Origin of the sequence: Marinobacter salinus (assembly GCF_001854125.1) — a bacterium.
In the GTDB taxonomy this organism is placed as follows: domain Bacteria; phylum Pseudomonadota; class Gammaproteobacteria; order Pseudomonadales; family Oleiphilaceae; genus Marinobacter; species Marinobacter salinus.
Window position 1 is genome coordinate 1,725,251 of sequence record NZ_CP017715.1, and the last position, 15,491, is coordinate 1,740,741.

At 56.8% G+C, this 15,491-nt stretch carries 16 protein-coding genes; 4 read left to right on the plus strand and 12 right to left on the minus strand.

The features are described 5' to 3' along the window. Positions 1-24: 24 nt before the first annotated feature. The 3 genes from ampE to BKP64_RS07925 form a co-directional block, all read right to left on the minus strand. Positions 25-912: a regulatory signaling modulator protein AmpE gene (gene ampE / locus BKP64_RS07915; RefSeq protein WP_070968234.1), complete on the minus strand. Its 888-nt coding sequence runs from the start codon at positions 910-912 to the stop codon at positions 25-27. Further along, a complete protein-coding gene (gene ampD / locus BKP64_RS07920) occupies positions 913-1,488 on the minus strand; it encodes a 1,6-anhydro-N-acetylmuramyl-L-alanine amidase AmpD (protein ID WP_198402680.1) in 576 nt (191 codons plus the stop codon). A gap of 124 nt (positions 1,489-1,612) precedes the next feature. Next, entirely contained in the window at positions 1,613-3,847 is a 2,235-nt protein-coding gene (locus BKP64_RS07925; protein ID WP_070968239.1) for a DUF1631 domain-containing protein, read from the minus strand. A gap of 223 nt (positions 3,848-4,070) precedes the next feature. Here BKP64_RS07925 and nadC point away from each other — a divergent pair, with 223 nt between their 5' ends. Next, the gene (gene nadC / locus BKP64_RS07930) at positions 4,071-4,910 is read left to right on the plus strand and encodes a carboxylating nicotinate-nucleotide diphosphorylase (RefSeq protein WP_070968242.1); all 840 of its coding nucleotides are present in this window, start codon (positions 4,071-4,073) and stop codon (positions 4,908-4,910) included. Here nadC and BKP64_RS07935 read toward each other — a convergent pair whose 3' ends face one another. The 5 genes from BKP64_RS07935 to BKP64_RS07955 are packed head-to-tail and all read right to left on the minus strand — an operon-like array spanning position 4,911 to position 8,719. Beyond that, positions 4,911-5,246, minus strand: coding sequence for a YqcC family protein (locus BKP64_RS07935; protein ID WP_070968245.1), 336 nt, complete (start codon positions 5,244-5,246; stop codon positions 4,911-4,913). A gap of 12 nt (positions 5,247-5,258) precedes the next feature. Next, a complete protein-coding gene (locus BKP64_RS07940; RefSeq protein ID WP_070968248.1) occupies positions 5,259-6,056 on the minus strand; it encodes a ParA family protein in 798 nt (265 codons plus the stop codon). Between the two features lie 48 nt (positions 6,057-6,104). Then, positions 6,105-6,821 (minus strand): DnaA regulatory inactivator Hda, encoded by a 717-nt coding sequence (hda, locus tag BKP64_RS07945; RefSeq protein ID WP_070968250.1) that lies wholly within the window; start codon positions 6,819-6,821, stop codon positions 6,105-6,107. Then, complete coding sequence (locus BKP64_RS07950) at positions 6,800-7,360, minus strand: CDP-alcohol phosphatidyltransferase family protein (protein WP_070968253.1); 561 nt, start codon at positions 7,358-7,360, stop codon at positions 6,800-6,802. The genes hda and BKP64_RS07950 overlap by 22 nt, the downstream gene beginning before the upstream one ends. A 21-nt stretch (positions 7,361-7,381) precedes the next feature. After that, on the minus strand, positions 7,382-8,719 hold the full coding sequence (locus BKP64_RS07955) for a DUF2066 domain-containing protein (protein WP_227515537.1): 1,338 nt from the start codon (positions 8,717-8,719) through the stop codon (positions 7,382-7,384). Positions 8,720-8,930: 211 nt separating this feature from the next. Between BKP64_RS07955 and purM the strand changes: the two genes are divergently transcribed. The 3 genes from purM to BKP64_RS07970 all read left to right on the plus strand — a co-directional run bounded on the left by purM (position 8,931) and on the right by BKP64_RS07970 (position 11,487). Further along, positions 8,931-9,995: a phosphoribosylformylglycinamidine cyclo-ligase gene (purM, locus tag BKP64_RS07960; protein WP_070968257.1), complete on the plus strand. Its 1,065-nt coding sequence runs from the start codon at positions 8,931-8,933 to the stop codon at positions 9,993-9,995. Beyond that, positions 9,992-10,654: a phosphoribosylglycinamide formyltransferase gene (purN, locus tag BKP64_RS07965; protein WP_070968260.1), complete on the plus strand. Its 663-nt coding sequence runs from the start codon at positions 9,992-9,994 to the stop codon at positions 10,652-10,654. Before purM ends, purN begins: the two co-directional genes overlap by 4 nt. A gap of 86 nt (positions 10,655-10,740) precedes the next feature. After that, entirely contained in the window at positions 10,741-11,487 is a 747-nt protein-coding gene (locus tag BKP64_RS07970) for a DUF3108 domain-containing protein (protein WP_227515538.1), read from the plus strand. On the opposite strand, the gene BKP64_RS07975 is transcribed toward BKP64_RS07970, so the two are convergent. The 4 genes from BKP64_RS07975 to apbC all read right to left on the minus strand — a co-directional run bounded on the left by BKP64_RS07975 (position 11,484) and on the right by apbC (position 15,358). Continuing rightward, positions 11,484-12,761 carry a valine--pyruvate transaminase gene (locus BKP64_RS07975; protein ID WP_070968263.1) on the minus strand — a complete coding sequence of 426 codons (1,278 nt, stop codon included), beginning with the start codon at positions 12,759-12,761 and terminating at the stop codon, positions 11,484-11,486. The two genes, BKP64_RS07970 and BKP64_RS07975, sit on opposite strands and share 4 nt — an antisense overlap. Before the next feature lie 78 nt (positions 12,762-12,839). Next, complete coding sequence (locus tag BKP64_RS07980; protein WP_070968267.1) at positions 12,840-13,439, minus strand: YjaG family protein; 600 nt, start codon at positions 13,437-13,439, stop codon at positions 12,840-12,842. Continuing rightward, positions 13,436-14,002, minus strand: a complete 567-nt coding sequence (gene dcd, locus BKP64_RS07985; RefSeq protein WP_070968270.1) for a dCTP deaminase — start codon at positions 14,000-14,002, stop codon at positions 13,436-13,438. Before dcd ends, BKP64_RS07980 begins: the two co-directional genes overlap by 4 nt. 255 nt (positions 14,003-14,257) lie before the next feature. Next, positions 14,258-15,358, minus strand: a complete 1,101-nt coding sequence (apbC, locus tag BKP64_RS07990) for an iron-sulfur cluster carrier protein ApbC (protein ID WP_070968272.1) — start codon at positions 15,356-15,358, stop codon at positions 14,258-14,260. Between the last annotated feature and the right edge of the window lie 133 nt (positions 15,359-15,491).

The following is a 15,491-nucleotide window of genomic DNA, read 5'->3' on the forward strand; positions in this document are numbered from 1 at the left end:
GTAATCCCGTCTACAATTCTGACGTCAGGCAATTCCCGAGATCACGAGCAACGCCAGTAAACATATCCATACCAGCATGCTCCGGTTGAGCAAATCTCGTATCGCACTCAGGCTACGCCCTCCGAAGTCAGTCCATTCCTCGGGATGGATCCGCGAAAACCTGGCAGGGTCCAGCGCATACCCGGTTAACGACCCGTTGGCGGAAATCATGAGGACTTCCCCAGCGCTTTTGCTAATTCCGGTAAAGGTTGAGCGTGTTTCCCGGAGCCAGCCAGCCAGGTCACCGGCGACACCGAACGTCAGTGAGAGCAGTCGGGCGGGTATCCAGGCCATCAGTTCCAGCAGGCGCGCAAACCGGGGCCTTGCCGCGGCATGGGGCCACTGTTCAGTCAACGCAACAAGGCCACGGGCCAATATGGCAAAACCAATACCGCCAACGACGTACCAAAAGGCAACCAGGAAGAAACGCTGAAAAACAGCCAGCATCAATGCTTTAGAGAACGACAGATGCATGGCTTCAGGTGATACCGCGGCCCCTCTCTCCGCAGCCGGCAAGCGATCCTGAATGTGGTGCCATGCTGCCTGCATATCCCCGCGGTGCCACGCATCGGCATAGGTGCGCAATGAATGCCTCCAGCCGGGGACACCCATCATCAGGGTAAGCACCAGAAACTCCAGGGGATACCCCGCAAGTCTCCAACCGGATATGTCGAGGAGGTAGATGACCAGACCTGAGAGAAGTGCCGGGAGGGTAACCAGCGCCAATCCCGCGCCAATTCCGGTTTCGTGACCCGCTTCGACTTTCCCGGCCTGGCGAAACCACTGTCGCCAGAGGGTGTCACCGGAAAGCCTGCCTTGCGTATCCAGCCTTCGCCGCAGCACATACGCCAGTAAAAATACGATCAGCACCATTCAGGCACCCTCCTCGCCGGAAGACGAATTCTCCAGTAACGCCAGAAAGTACCCCCAATCAAAAGCCTGACCGGGATCCGTTTTTCGGCCAGGTGCAATGTCGCAATGTCCGGTTACGCGTTCAGGTGTGATCTCGGGCCACGCCATCATTACAAGTCGCGACAACCAGGCGAGGGAGCGGTACTGGGCATCGGTGTAAGGAATCTCATCGGTTCCCTCCAGCTCAATACCTATTGAAAAGTCATTGCACTCTTCATCCCCCTGAAAACAGGATCGACCCGCGTGCCAGGCACGATCAAGCAAACTCACAAACTGTGTCAGGGAGCCATCGCGTTTTATCAGGATGTGCGCAGATACCTGCATACCGGCAATGGCTTCAAAGTAGGGATGCGCAGAGCAGTCGAGTCGATTGCAGAAGAAATCCTCAATCTCGGCTCCACCAAACTGCCCCGGGGGTAAACTGATATTGTGAACCACCAGAAGACTGATGGATGCGCCCTCTGGTCGGGGGCCGAAATTGGGGGAAGGACACCAGCGCAAACCTGGCACCCTACCGGTTTCGCGGAGCGCTTTGATGTCGTCAGGAAATACGGCCTGACGGACCGGGACAACGTCTGAATCTGGCAAGGTAAATCCAAAGGTATCAGGGCGTTAGAGCATGCCCTGATTGAAGCACAAAGTTACGGGAGTTGCCATGCCTTTAGTCTTTTCGGCTGCTGCGCAGGTTATCAATGATGGACTCCAGGGCCCGGTCAAAAATAAGGCCGTCGTCGAGCATGCTGATATCACCCGCTGCCATGGCAGAGCCAAGTTCGTGACGGTGGTACTCTGCAACCTTGGCCCCGCTTCGGTTGACGAAGATGTATTTGCCCGTCGCCTTTATGAAGGCTGCCAGTTTACAACGCACCTTACCGCCGTCTCTGGACAATTCAACCCACGAGCCAACACGGAGATTGTCGGCACGATCAAGCCATTCCCGAGGGACTGTTTCAGTGGATTCAACAGATGGCGTATCAACCGTCTCGGGCACTGCCGGCTCAGGTATATCCTCGGGCTCTTCTGCTTTCCCGACAGGTTCTTCGGGGGTACTGGTTGGCTCCTCCACGGGCGCTGCGGAACGGCCGGTTTCGGTAACCAGGCGCTGAAATACATCGACGTGAACAAGCTCCAGATCACGTATCGCTGAGTCGGTCGCGAACGGGTCCCAGGAAATCTCCAGTAAGGCTTTGCGCAACTCATCAACGATTGAGGGGATCGCCCGCAACAGGTCACTTCGGGTGGAGTCGGTCACGGGCCTTGGGTCCACACTCCACACCAAGCGTTCAGTCAGGTCCCGGGCGTTCTTCCAGCGCTCACTATCTTCACCTTCCCGCAAGACAACCCATTGAAGGTATTTGCTCCAGGGCTCCTGCAAAAGCTGGCTGACGGGCTCCGGCACATCCCGGTTCAAAAGCTGATCCCGAACCAGTCCTTCCGCAGCCTCGGACGCTCGCTCCTGTTTGGCCCGACCTTCTTCCGCGTCCCGGAGACGCTGCTCAACCAACTCCCGGCGGCGACGGTCAAGATCCATGAAATGCCGGAAGTCTGTCAGGAGCTCCTCGAACAAACCGATGTTATCCGCGAATTCACTCAGCACGCGGTCCACCACTGTTTCGATTTTTTCCCTCAGTGGATCCCTCTGGCCCGCGCGCTTTTCAGACCAGCCGATTGCCGAAAGCGCCAGTTCATTGAGGAGCTTCCGAACGGGATGTCCGCCGCGATTGAAAAAGGTTTTGTCACTTAGGGCAACCTTGAGAACGGGAATCTGCAACCGGCTAATCAGGGATTTCATGACCGGGTGCAGTTGGCGATCTTCAAGGATAAAATCGAACAGCATGGCGACCAGATTGATGACATCGCTGTCGACCTGTCCCACATTAAGGGCCCTGCCGTTCGCCGCTTTCAGTACCGGCTTGAGCTGATCACTCAAAGCCACCACCTGCTCGACGCCCCACTGGCCTGAGGAAGTCTGGATCTCGCTCAGACGAGCCATCAGGAGGTCTGTATCCAGATAGTCTTCACCGGACGCAGCATGACCGCCTCCACTGCCAGCACCCTGGTGCAAGAGCGCACTCAGCTCTGAAAACGTTGGCTGCGGAGCCCCACTCCCACCCTGCTCGTCTGGACCGGCTGATCGAAAAGAGCCCGCCTTTGAAGCAGGCACTTCTCTGCCAGAGAAACCCTGGCCTGAGCCGCTCCTGGCGACAGGCGGACGCTTCATTTCAGGCATGACACCCTGCTCAATCAGCGTCCGGTTGGCTTCCTGATAGAAATCACCGAGGGTATCAGCAAGCAAACGATCAAACAGTTTCAGCACCACGAGCTTGGCACGGATATCAATGTCGAGGTCTGAGCAGGCTTCCGCCACACCGCCACAGATGACCTCCGGACTCAAAGGCATCTGGCTGTCTGCCAGGTCGAATCGGGGGACGAGATGAGCCACCCGAACCGTCAGCAGACGAATCTGGTCGGTGTAACGGTTGCGAAGCTTGTTAATCAGGTTATCAATGGCGACCTGTTGCTCAAGCTGGGAGTGGTCGACAAGGCTCAAAGAGTCTTGATCAGCGTCATCCAGTGAGCCAGAGGATTGGCGGGGTTTGAATTTTCCGATGTCGTTAAAGGCCTGGCTGACATGCTGGAGCACAGAAACAACCATAGCCTTTCGACGAAGGCGCAGCTCCCGCATGGCATCAAAGTACGCGGTTTGATCTGTGTTTGAGCCTGCACGGTCGGCAAGCTCAAACAGAGCATCATCGGCGCGATCAAAGAAGCTGGCCAATACACTTTTCAGAGACTGACCAGACGCGTCACGCAGGCGGACCATAGCCGGTGGCAGCGAGAACCGCTGCGGGGGCTGCTGGCCCGAAAAACGGACAACGTTGTTATCATACGCCATTAAGCTGCTCCGGATCTGATCGCGCGAATGCCAAAGGGCTTTCCTGATTTCAAATGATACGGGCTACGTGCGTCAGCTTGTGTCAGATTTTGTCACCTTTTGTTTAGATCAGACGCACGTCACAGTTTAGCAGTTCCACCCAAAGGGTTTGGCTAATCGGAACAGGCCCTATAGAATCCACATGTCAACAACCTGCTCCCCAGATATGACCGGACCCATCACCATGATTCCTGCAGAACTTCTCCGCCAATCCCGAGTTGAGAACATCGCACAGAGCCTGCGCGAAGACATCGGCGATGGCGACATTACGGCTCAGCTGATTCCTGCTGACAAGCGGGCGACCGGCCGTGTCATTACCCGGGAGCCGGCAACCATCGCCGGCCGTGAATGGGTGAACGAGGTCTTTCGCCAGGTTGACCCGGCGGTTGCTTTGCACTGGCAGGTCCAGGACGGCGACCAGGTAGCACCGGAGCAGGTTCTCTTTCGCATGGAGGGCGAGGCACGGAGCCTGCTGACCGCTGAGCGCACGGCGCTGAACTGGCTCCAAACACTCTCGGGTGTAGCAACAACCTGTTCGGCATACGCTGAAAAGGTTTCTCATACCGGCGTTCGCCTGCTCGATACCCGTAAAACCCTGCCTGGATTGCGCCTCGCGTTAAAGTACGCGGTCACCTGCGGAGGCTGTTTCAATCACCGGATTGGTTTGTGGGATGCGTTCCTGATCAAGGAAAACCACATTGCCGCCTGCGGCTCGATTGCACAAGCCATCAACGAGGCCCGCCGGATCGCCCCAGGCAGGCCGGTCGAAGTGGAAACAGAGAATCTGGAGGAGCTGGACCAGGCCTTGAGTGCCGCTGCCGACATCATCATGCTGGACGAATTCTCGCTCGGGGATATGCGTGCCGCAGTGGCTCAGACCAATGGAAAAGCGAAACTGGAAGCTTCCGGAAACATAAACGCGGACACGCTGGTCCCCGTGGCGGAAACCGGGGTGGATTTCATTTCCATTGGCGCACTGACCAAGGATCTCAAGGCCATCGATCTGTCCATGCGTCTGGACTGATCAATCTCTGGATAAGAGCTGGTCAATAGTCTCAAGCTCCTTTATCAACCTCTCGCCCGATTCCGGGCGCCCACCAAAATGCTCCTCCGCCATGGGAGCAATACCTGAAACTGCGGGTAGTGGGTGGTCACCTTCGATGATCACCTTCATGCGCTCAACGAAGACAAACTGAAGCCACTGGGTGAATTCCAGGGTGTCGAGACAAAAAGGCTGAGCGCTCTGGAACGCCTCCGCCGGAGGCTGCGTTGACTCCCAAACACCCAGCTGGCGTAGTTCAATCTCGACTCGGAGCAGGCTGTCTGCGACCTGGCCAATCTGGCCAGAAGAATCTGTCATAATTTAATGTCTCTAGTCGGTCAGTGGCTCCAGCTCCACCGATTCACCATGCAGTACACGAAACAGGTCTTCGTACTGACGGGTCAGAGCATGTTTGGGAGCCATGTGAATGAGTGGTTGCCGGACCTGATGGGATTCCTTCATCTTGACCGAGCTGGAAAGCCTTACCGGCAAAACGGGCAATCCCTCTTCTGTCAGCTCCTTCACCAACTGTTTCGGCAGGCTGGCACGCGGTTGGAACTGGTTGGCAACAATACCTTCCACGACCAGATCCTCATTGTGATCTTCCTGGAGATCACGGATCTCATTCAGAATGTTGTACAGCGCCTGCCGGGAAAAATCGTCGCAATCGAACGGAATCAGGCAACGCTGCGCCGCGATCAACGCTGAACGGGTATAAAAATTCAATGCCGGAGCGGTATCGATGTAGATGGCATCGAAGGTCTCGCCAAGCTTCTTCAGAGCCTCACGCAGTTTATAGATCTTGTGCTTGGCCTCAAGCTTGCGCTCAAGAAAATCGAGCTCCGGGCTGGACGGCATGACAAACAGGTTATCGAAAGGCGAAGCATGCACAAACTCATCCGGCCGGCGGTTAAAAACGGTAAAGGCCACGGTTTGCTCCAGCATGTCTGCCACCGTATCCCGCAGTTCACCGGCCGGCTTGCCCAACAGGTAATGGGTCGAATTGCCCTGTGGATCCAGGTCCACTACCAGCGTTCGCTTACCCCTCGCAGCACTGATGGCCGCCAGATTACAGGTAATGCTGGACTTGCCTACACCGCCTTTCTGGTTAAATACAACCCGTCTCATGTCGACTCTCCCTTACGCACTTTATAGTTTTTGCGACTGACCTTCCGCTTACCAACCCATTACGGTTTTTACAAACGGGATAGTCAGCCTTCGCTGAGCCTGAAGCGAATTCTCATCCAGAGTATCCAGAATTGCCAGCAAATCCCCAAGACGCCGGGGTGCGCGACGCATGATAAATCCGGCGACATCGTCACCCATCACCAGTCCACGCTGTTCCGCGCGAGCCATCAGGATCTTCAAACGATCGTCGTCGCGATAAATCCCGAGTTGAATTGTCAGACCATGACTGAGCCTCGACACCAGATCTGGCAGGTGAAGAGGCAACGCCCCGGGAACCTCGGACAGGCTTACCACCAGCAAACTACCCCGGTCCTGGGCACGGTTGTATAGATGAAAAACCGCCTCTTCCCAGGCCTGCAGGCCGGCAACACGGTCGAGATCATCCAGGCAGATCACGTCCTGCTCTTCAAGGCCGGCGAGGGCCTCGGGGCCGAAAGGCTCCAACTCGGCAATACTGATACAGACCGCCGACTTTCCCTGGCTCTCGGCGTGATGGCACACAGCTTGAAGCAGATGACTTTTCCCGGTATCCGAATCGCCGCATATAACCACGACAGGAATACCTTCAGGCTGATCGCTAATGGCCTTCAGGCGAGAAGCCGCACCGGTATTGCGATCGCCGTGGAAGTTGTCGAAGCGGGCATCGTCCCGGAGTTTGACCCCAAGAGCCAGTTGTGAAGCACTCACGAGCCCTTGGCCCTCCATGCGCGTATCCCCCAGACCACAAGGTAGTGACCACCACTGAATACCGCTGAAACAGCCACCAGCAGGATGCCCACCTTCAGGACCCAAGGCTGCATAGGCCAGCCGGCCAACAGGATGATGATAGCAAGCACCACCAGGATCTGGATAAAAGTATTTATTTTGCCTGGGAGGCTCGGTTGCATTTCGAACCGCCCGACGCCGTAGTGATAAGCAAGGGCTCCCGCCACAATCAACAGGTCCCGACCAAGGACCAGCAGGAATAGCCACACCGGGAGCACAGCGGTGAACGTCAGCATCAGATAGGCCGTAATGAGCAGGGCCTTGTCTGCTAATGGATCAGCGATCGCGCCGAACCGTGAGCGCCAGTTAAAATGCCGGGCCAGAAAACCGTCAAAGGCGTCGGTCACCGCAGCCACGAAGAAGATCAGCAGCGAAAGACGATAATCCCTGGCCAGCAATGTGGCCGCAAAGGGAGCGATCAGCAGAATCCGCAAAAACGTCAGGGCATTGGGAATCCAGCGCCAGCGTTCCAAACTCACAAGGCTCCCTCCGGTAACGCCCTATTGCCCGTCACCATTCCCGATGACGGAAGCCGGCTGCCAACGGTAGTAAAGGACCTGATACAGGGATTCAAACACCTGCTCGGCCTCCTGTTCATCCACTGGCATAGGCTGATAAGAAAACATCGTCTGTTCGGCGTCTTCTGCACCATTGGCTGAGCTCGACGGCGTTTCCAGCATTTCCGATGCATTCGGTGTCGAGTCAACCTCTTCCGATGCGTCGGGCACCCGTGCCTCAGCAAGAGGCGACGGGCCGGCGCTTCGGTTCTGTTCCGGTTCCAGGGCCACAAAACGCGGATCCAGCGCTATGTACTCCTTGAGCTGATCAAGCTCGCCTGAAAACGCGACCCTCATGGTCAGCTGCTCACCCTTGACCCGTGATGCTCCGGCACTGACAACTGGCGTAAGTCCCTCAAGAACCTCATTAACCCTGCCGTAATCCGCCAGTGAGGTAACACCTCGCAGCACGATATCGACCTGAGGCGATTCGCCCACCTCCGCTGCCGCCACAGCGTACCGGCTCGCATACAACTCTGCCCACCGGTTCACAACGGATTGAGCCAACGCCTCGGGAGTGGCTGCCGTTACCGATTCCTCACCCGCATTCATCGCCATACCATCGAACACCCAGCCCGCGCGCCACTGCCCGCCATTTCGGCTGACCCGAACCAACGCCAGGGCGTCGTGATCCGTTTCGCCGGTTACAGTACTAATTCGACTGACGAACTGGCCCCATATATCAGAGAGCAACTCCCGGTCACCACTGAAACCTGCATCAGGCAGAACGACCGGAAGGCCCCTGTCCTCGGCAGCCTGCTCAAATGCCGACTGCCAGATACTGGTTGTCTGCCCGGCTACGGATGTCGCCAATTCACGGCTCCTGGTAATGAGTGACCGGGAGCCCCGGTCTTCAACAGCAATCCAGGCCAGGGTCAGGGGACGATTAGCGCCCCAGACCGGCGCCTCGACCGAGGCCAGAGCGCGGTTAACACCAACGGCGCCAAAGGTCATTCGTAACCGGCTTTCTCCGGACTCGCCGCGAAGAACCTGATACGACAATAATAAAGACTCGGCGCCGGCGAGCAGGTCATCGACGCCCTCCCGGGCCAGGACCTGACGGGTGCCTGAAACGCGTACAAACACCTTCGCGAGACCATCAGCGTAACCTTCCGCAAGCTGCTCCGGTGACGACCCCGTCACTGGCACCTCCACAGCATAGAGGCCGGAAACGGTCACAGCAGTCGCCGGAGCACTCATAGCCGCCAGAAATAACCCTAGCAAGACAAACCATGCGGCCGGTCCCGGCTTATAGGCCGCCTTTGATCCTGATACTGACATGAAACACCCTGCAGTTCGCATGAATGGCGCATAGGATACACCATGCCCCCGGATGTGAGTAGCTGACAGGGGTTTCGGAAAAGCAATATTGACCTCAGCTGGCCTACTTGCCCTTAAAGGCTAAATCGATACGAGGAATTACATTTGGAGCCCTACACAGCACCTGTTAAAATCCGCCGCCTGACCCACTGGCCAACGGTTAAAGTACACCATGAGCGAACAGAAGCCCTCCCTGACCTACCGCGATGCTGGCGTTGATATCGACGCCGGCAATGAACTCGTAAGCCGCATCAAGAATACCGCAGCGCGCACCCGCCGCCCGGAAGTTCTCGGCGGACTGGGCGGGTTTGGCGCCATGGTCTCGATCCCTGCCGGTTATAATGAGCCCGTTCTGGTGTCAGGCACAGATGGTGTCGGCACCAAGTTGCGCCTGGCCATGCAGCTGCAGAAGCATGACCGGATCGGCATCGACCTGGTTGCCATGTGCGTGAACGACCTTATCGTTGGCGGTGCGGAGCCGCTGTTTTTCCTCGACTATTATGCCACTGGCAAGCTGAACGTGGATATCGCGGCGCAAGTTGTTTCAGGCATCGGCGAAGGCTGTGAGCAGGCTGGATGCTCGCTGGTTGGTGGCGAAACTGCGGAAATGCCCGGCATGTATGAGGGCGATGACTATGATCTCGCGGGTTTCTGCGTTGGCATTGCCGAACGCAGCGAAATCATCGACGGTAGCCGGGTCCAGTCCGGCGACGTGTTACTGGCACTGGGCTCGTCGGGCCCCCATTCCAATGGCTACTCTCTAATCCGGAAAATCCTGGAAGTCAGCAACGCGGATCTGGATCAACCTGTGGGCGACAGTACTCTGGCCAACGCCCTGATGGCCCCGACCCGCATTTACGTCAAGAATCTTCTCCAGCTGATTCGCGAAGTGGACGTGCGGGCAATGTCCCACATTACTGGCGGCGGCCTGCCGGAGAACATCCCCAGGGTTCTGCCGAAGGGCAGCGTCGCTGCAATCGACACCTCCAGCTGGGAATTGCCCCCGGTGTTCCAGTGGCTGAAAGACGCTGGCGGAGTCGCCGGCGAAGAAATGTACCGCACCTTCAACTGCGGCATTGGCATGATCGTCTGCGTTCCCGCCAACCAGAAAGAGCTGGCACTGGATACCTTGAGCGCTCTGGGAGAGACCGCGTGGCAGGTAGGCGTTATTGAAAGCGCCGAAAGCGCCGACAACGATCCGGTGGTGCGTTATGCACCAGGACTTGTCTCGTCATGAAAGCGGATCAGCCCACCCTGCCCCGTATTCTGGTCCTCGCCTCAGGTAGCGGCACCAATCTGCAGGCGCTGATTGATGCCAGCCGGGAACGTGATTTCCCCGGCCAGATTATCGCTGTCGGCTGCAACCGGCCGAATGCATTTGCACTAGAACGGGCAGCGCAGGCCAACATAGAAACCTTCGTTATCGACCACACCAAGTACGGCTCCCGGGAGGAGTTTGATGGGGCGCTGATGGCGGAGATTCGTCGGCACAACCCGGACCTGTTGGTGCTCGCCGGCTTTATGCGCATCCTCACGACGGATTTCGTTCGTGCGTTCCGGGGCAAAATGCTCAATGTCCACCCATCACTGCTTCCGGACTACACCGGGCTCAACACTCATAAAAGGGTGCTGGAAGCCGGCGACAAGCTTCATGGCGTATCCATTCATTTCGTCACAGAAGAACTGGATGGCGGCCCGGTGATCGCCCAGGCCGAGGTTAACGTCACTCCGGACGACACTCCTGAGACGCTGGCAGAGAAGGTTCAGGAAAAGGAACACATTCTCTATCCGATCGTGGTTCGCTGGTTCTGCGAAGGCCGTATCCAGCTCGGCAGTGACTATGTGGCGTTTGATGGCGAGCCTATTGGGAAGCCCACACGGCTTCCTGATAACTGAGTCCCACCCTGAACGGATTGTCATCTCCCCATCGTTGGTAACCCGCTAGACTGTCGTCACAGATGACAGCTTTGGAATTACCGACAATGCAAGCGATTCGAAACACCGCGAACTCCCTGGCCCGGGGCATGGCAATCCTGCTATGCCTTGGCGCCTTCGCGATCCCTGCCATAACGCTCGCGGAAGAACAGCCCTTTCTTGCCCCCTTCGAAGCCAGCTACACAGCATCAATGGAAAAAGGCATTGCCCTGAACGGTAGCGCGAAACGGACGCTCACATCCCAGGGCGACGATGTCTGGCTGTACCGGACGGACGTGAAATCGTTTATCGCAAACATTGATGAGTCCCTGACGCTGAGATGGGAAAACAACCGGGTTGTGCCCCTGCGCTATCGCTACCGGCTGTCCGGCTTTCTGGTGAAGGACCGGGAACAGTCTATTGATTTTGACTGGAAAACCGGATTTGCGACGGGAAAATATCGGGGCAAACCTTTCAAGCTGGAACTGCGGGAAGGCGCACTGGACCCATTGGGTTTTCAGCTTCAGCTTCACCATGATATCAGGGCCGGAAAGCGGGACATGACCTATCAGATTATCGACGGCGGCGACTACGACCAGGATCACTTTGCCGTGATTGACGAGGAACCCTTGAAAACACCCAACGGGATCGTAGCAACACTGAAGGCAGAGAAAGTCAGGGGCGAAGGCGCAAAGCGCGAAACATTGATGTGGTTCGCCCCGGATCAGGATTATTTACTCATCCGGCTGTTACAGGTAGAACCCGACGGCAGCAAATACGAACTCAAACTGAAACAGGCAGCTCTGGGCGGTTAATCCGCCCGTCCTGCTTCGGCCCATACTGCTTTTACTTCATTCGCGATAATCCGCAAACCTTCCGCCACCCTGTCGTCATCCTGGGAATAGGTCACCCTCAGGCACTCGTGGCAGTGTTTCCAGTCATCCTCGGGGAGGCCGGGGAAGAAGTAGTGACCGGAAACCACCAGCACACCTCGAGCCTTCAGACGCTGGTACAGCTCCAGACTGGTAATTGGCAAATCCGGGAACCATAACCAGAGGAACATCGCCCCTTCCGGCTTGTGAATGTACCAGCGGCAACTGTCCTCACCCATTGCCTCGCGGAACGTCGCTACGGCCTTCTCCATTTTCGCTTTGTAAAATGGACAAACCACATCCCGACTCAGGGAGAGGATCTCGCCAGAACGAACCATCGGCTCGGCCAACATGGCACCGAAACTGCCCGTGGCCAGGTTCATGATGGCGTTGATTCCCGACAATGCCTTGATGATAGGCTCCGCCGCAATGACGATGCCGGTGCGGGCGGCCGGCATACCCAGTTTTGACAGACTCAGGCACAAGATAATCTGTTCATTCCAGGTGGGCTTTGCGTCCACAAACAACAGGCTTGGGAATGGCGTTCCGTATGCACCATCGACAATCAGAGGAACATCCTGCTCCCGCGCCAGCGCTTCAAGGCGGGCCAGCTCTTCGTCCGTAACAACATTGCCGGTCGGGTTGGTCGGCCTGGATACGCACACAGCACCGGTCTCGCCCGTCACCTCAACGGCATCAAAGTCTACACGGTATTTGAATTCGTGAGCATCGGTGAAGGAGATTTCCGGCTGAACCGCATGGAACAAACCAGGCTCAATGCCTGCATCGGCGTACCCGATATACTCCGGCGCCAGGGGCAGCAGGATGTGTTTGCTCTGCCCGTCTCCGTAATCGCCACCAAACATATTGAAAAGCATGAAAAAAGCGGCCTGACTGCCATTGGTCAGGGCGATATTCTCTGGCCTCAGGCCCCAGCCATACTCCCGGTTCAGCAAGTCAACCAGTGACGCGATGAACTGTTTTTCACCCTGGGGCGGGTCATAGACTCCAACCAGGCGGCGCACATCGCTTTCGCTCTGGCTCATCTCCGCCAGAATTTCCTGGACCCGCCGCTGTATTTCCGGAATGTGGCCGGGATTACCGCCACCCATCATGATCATGTCGTCGCCGGATGCCATGGCATTACCCAGATCATCCATCAACGAGGTGATGCCGGCATCGGCAGTAAACTTGCGACCAAACGCAGAGAGCTTCATGGCGTCAAATCCGTCTTGCATTCAATGGGATAAAACCGGGGTGTCAGAAACAGTGTAGCCCGCACCCAATAGCTGGCGTCATTCTGCCAGAGAGATTCCCAGATTGCTGACACCGTCGTTAGCGGCGTCAGCCAGCAGCTTTTCCACAAACTGCTTTGTCGGGGTGCGCTGACGCTTGAGTGCCAGCACGATATCGCGCTGAAAGGCCTTGTCTTCTTTCATGAGCGGGTGCTGGTCCAGAAGTCGCACCAGTTCATCTTCGTCCAGATCCTCACCTTCGGACATCTCAACAAAATCCATGACAGTGGCAGTGGCCATCTGGGAAGCGTCCGTTGCCCGGTGCTTTGTGGGGTTCAGACGATTCAACAGTGCTTGCTCAAGCAGCTGGCAGAAATCAAAGGCCGGATACACCCCATAGGCATCGTAGGCATTTACATCCGGAGACAGGGCTTCCAGTTTGGCCAGTAACTGAGGAATAGCCGATTCAGCAACGTCTTTTTGCAGCATGTCCCAGCCAAGATCCAGCATCTGCCGCATTTTGGCGCCGGTTTTCAGACCCACAGCGTCCGCGAACAATGCATAGTTCGGGAACGACCGCTCAGCGAGCGCAAGCAGGAACGCGCATTCGCGCCACCCCTGCAACTGGGAAACAGCTTTAAGAAACTGGTTGGCGTTCATGTCTTGGGCAGAGTTACGCCGGTCTGGCCGAAATATTTGCCGCCCCGGTCTTTGTAGCTGGTCTCGCAGATCTCGTCGGATTCGAAGAAGAGCATCTGGGCCACGCCTTCGTTGGCGTAGATTTTGGCCGGGAGGTTGGTGGTATTGGAAAACTCCAGGGTTACCTGACCTTCCCACTCGGGCTCAAGCGGGGTGACGTTGACGATGATGCCGCAACGAGCGTATGTGGATTTGCCGAGGCAGATGGTGAGTACGCTGCGTGGTATGCGGAAGTATTCCACGGTGCGGGCCAGAGCAAAGGAATTCGGCGGGATGATACAGACATCGCCGGTGTAGTTGACGAAGCTGTTTTCGTCGAAGTTCTTTGGGTCCACGGTGGCAGAGTGGACGTTGGTGAAGATTTTGAATTCGTTGCTGCAGCGTACGTCGTAGCCATAGCTGGAGGTGCCGTAAGAGATCACGCGGCCTTTTTCGGTTTCACGAACCTGTCCGCTCTCGAACGGTTCTATCATGCCGTGTTGTTCGGACATCCGGCGAATCCACTTGTCGGCTTTGATGCTCATTGGCGAAGTCTCGTAATCACTGGGGAAAAAAATTGAGGCGTAGTTTACCCGTTAGCGCCCAGTCTGTCGAAGTCTGCTCGCTTTATTACAGGACGGCCTGCTATGGGGGCTGCAAGGTTGAGGCACGCTTTCCAAAACACGCTACAAGCACGTCCGTGTACGCTTGTTTCGGGCCGTCCGTGGCCCTCTACAGTTTTGAAAAGCGTGCCCCAACCTCGCGATTCAAGTAGCCAGGCATTCGCCTTCTTACCTGCTTCAGTGCTCGGTCACTGAAACGCTTGAGATCGAACCAGAGAGGTTCCGCTCGCGTGTCGACAATTCGGCCCCTACCCTTCTGGCAATATCACGATACCGGCGGGCCACTTCGGAGTCCGGTTCGGCAATAACGGAGGGTGTGCCACCGTCGGTCTGTTCGCGGATGGTCATGTGCAGGGGCAGTTGGCCGAGAAGTGTGGTGTCGTATTCCTCGGCGATGCGCGCGCCGCCGCCGTGCCCGAAGAGCGGCTCTTCGTGGCCGCAGTTGCTGCAGATGTGCACGCTCATGTTTTCAACAACGCCCAGCACCGGGATGTCGACTTTGCGGAACATTTCAATGCCTTTTTTACCATCCAGCAAGGCAATGTCCTGGGGGGTGGTGACGATCACTGCGCCGGTGACCGGGACTTTCTGTGCCAGGGTGAGCTGTATGTCGCCGGTACCAGGGGGCATGTCGATGATGAGGTAGTCGAGTTCGTTCCAGAGGGTCTGTTGCAGCAGCTGCATGACCGCGCCGCTGACCATGGGGCCACGCCAGACCATGGGTGTTTTTTCAGTGACCACAAACGCCATGGAGTTGGCCTGAAGGCCGTGGGCATCCATGGGCACGAAGTATTTGTTTTCGCGGGTCTCGGGGCGCTTGCCTTCGGGTACGCCGAGCATCATTCCGATGCTGGGGCCATAGATATCGGCATCAAGAATGCCCACGCGGGCGCCTTCGGCCTGCAGGGCCAGGGCCAGGTTGACGGCGGTGGTGGATTTGCCCACACCGCCTTTGCCGGATGCGACCGCAATGATGTTTTTAACACCCGGAACGGAAGGCAAGTCTTTCTGCACTTTGTACGAGTGGATCTTCTGGCCCACGTGCACGTCGGCATGCTCAACGCCGTCGACGTTCTCCAGCGCGACGGAAACCAGCTGTTTCAGGGCACCTGCAATGCCTTTGGAGGGGTATGGCAACTCGACCATCAGGGTCACGTTACCAGCATCGTCGGCGATCAGTGACTTCACAGCACCCAGCTCGTAAAGATCCTTTTGAAGATAGGGATCACGGTATTCACGAACCGCGGTTTGCAGGGCCTGTTCTGAAATCTGTGTCATCGGGTTCTCCGGAATAAGCTCATGCTTGTTTTTAGGCATGAAAACAGGTGATTCGGATGAAAAATATCTGCTCGGAAGGTATCATCTGTGCCCGTTTCTGGCCATATGGGGTCACCACTTGGCGCAAGATACG

What these genes read in the sequence shown, in the direction of transcription:
- ampE (WP_070968234.1), bottom strand. Translation starts at nt 912, where the DNA reads ATGGTGCTGATCGTATTTTTACTGGCGTATGTGCTGCGGCGAAGGCTG.
- BKP64_RS07925 (WP_070968239.1), bottom strand. Translation starts at nt 3,847, where the DNA reads ATGGCGTATGATAACAACGTTGTCCGTTTTTCGGGCCAGCAGCCCCCG.
- nadC (WP_070968242.1), top strand. Translation starts at nt 4,071, where the DNA reads ATGATTCCTGCAGAACTTCTCCGCCAATCCCGAGTTGAGAACATCGCA.
- BKP64_RS07935 (WP_070968245.1), bottom strand. Translation starts at nt 5,246, where the DNA reads ATGACAGATTCTTCTGGCCAGATTGGCCAGGTCGCAGACAGCCTGCTC.
- BKP64_RS07940 (WP_070968248.1), bottom strand. Translation starts at nt 6,056, where the DNA reads ATGAGACGGGTTGTATTTAACCAGAAAGGCGGTGTAGGCAAGTCCAGC.
- hda (WP_070968250.1), bottom strand. Translation starts at nt 6,821, where the DNA reads ATGGAGGGCCAAGGGCTCGTGAGTGCTTCACAACTGGCTCTTGGGGTC.
- BKP64_RS07955 (WP_227515537.1), bottom strand. Translation starts at nt 8,719, where the DNA reads ATGTCAGTATCAGGATCAAAGGCGGCCTATAAGCCGGGACCGGCCGCA.
- purM (WP_070968257.1), top strand. Translation starts at nt 8,931, where the DNA reads ATGAGCGAACAGAAGCCCTCCCTGACCTACCGCGATGCTGGCGTTGAT.
- purN (WP_070968260.1), top strand. Translation starts at nt 9,992, where the DNA reads ATGAAAGCGGATCAGCCCACCCTGCCCCGTATTCTGGTCCTCGCCTCA.
- BKP64_RS07970 (WP_227515538.1), top strand. Translation starts at nt 10,741, where the DNA reads ATGCAAGCGATTCGAAACACCGCGAACTCCCTGGCCCGGGGCATGGCA.
- BKP64_RS07975 (WP_070968263.1), bottom strand. Translation starts at nt 12,761, where the DNA reads ATGAAGCTCTCTGCGTTTGGTCGCAAGTTTACTGCCGATGCCGGCATC.
- BKP64_RS07980 (WP_070968267.1), bottom strand. Translation starts at nt 13,439, where the DNA reads ATGAACGCCAACCAGTTTCTTAAAGCTGTTTCCCAGTTGCAGGGGTGG.
- dcd (WP_070968270.1), bottom strand. Translation starts at nt 14,002, where the DNA reads ATGAGCATCAAAGCCGACAAGTGGATTCGCCGGATGTCCGAACAACAC.
- apbC (WP_070968272.1), bottom strand. Translation starts at nt 15,358, where the DNA reads ATGACACAGATTTCAGAACAGGCCCTGCAAACCGCGGTTCGTGAATAC.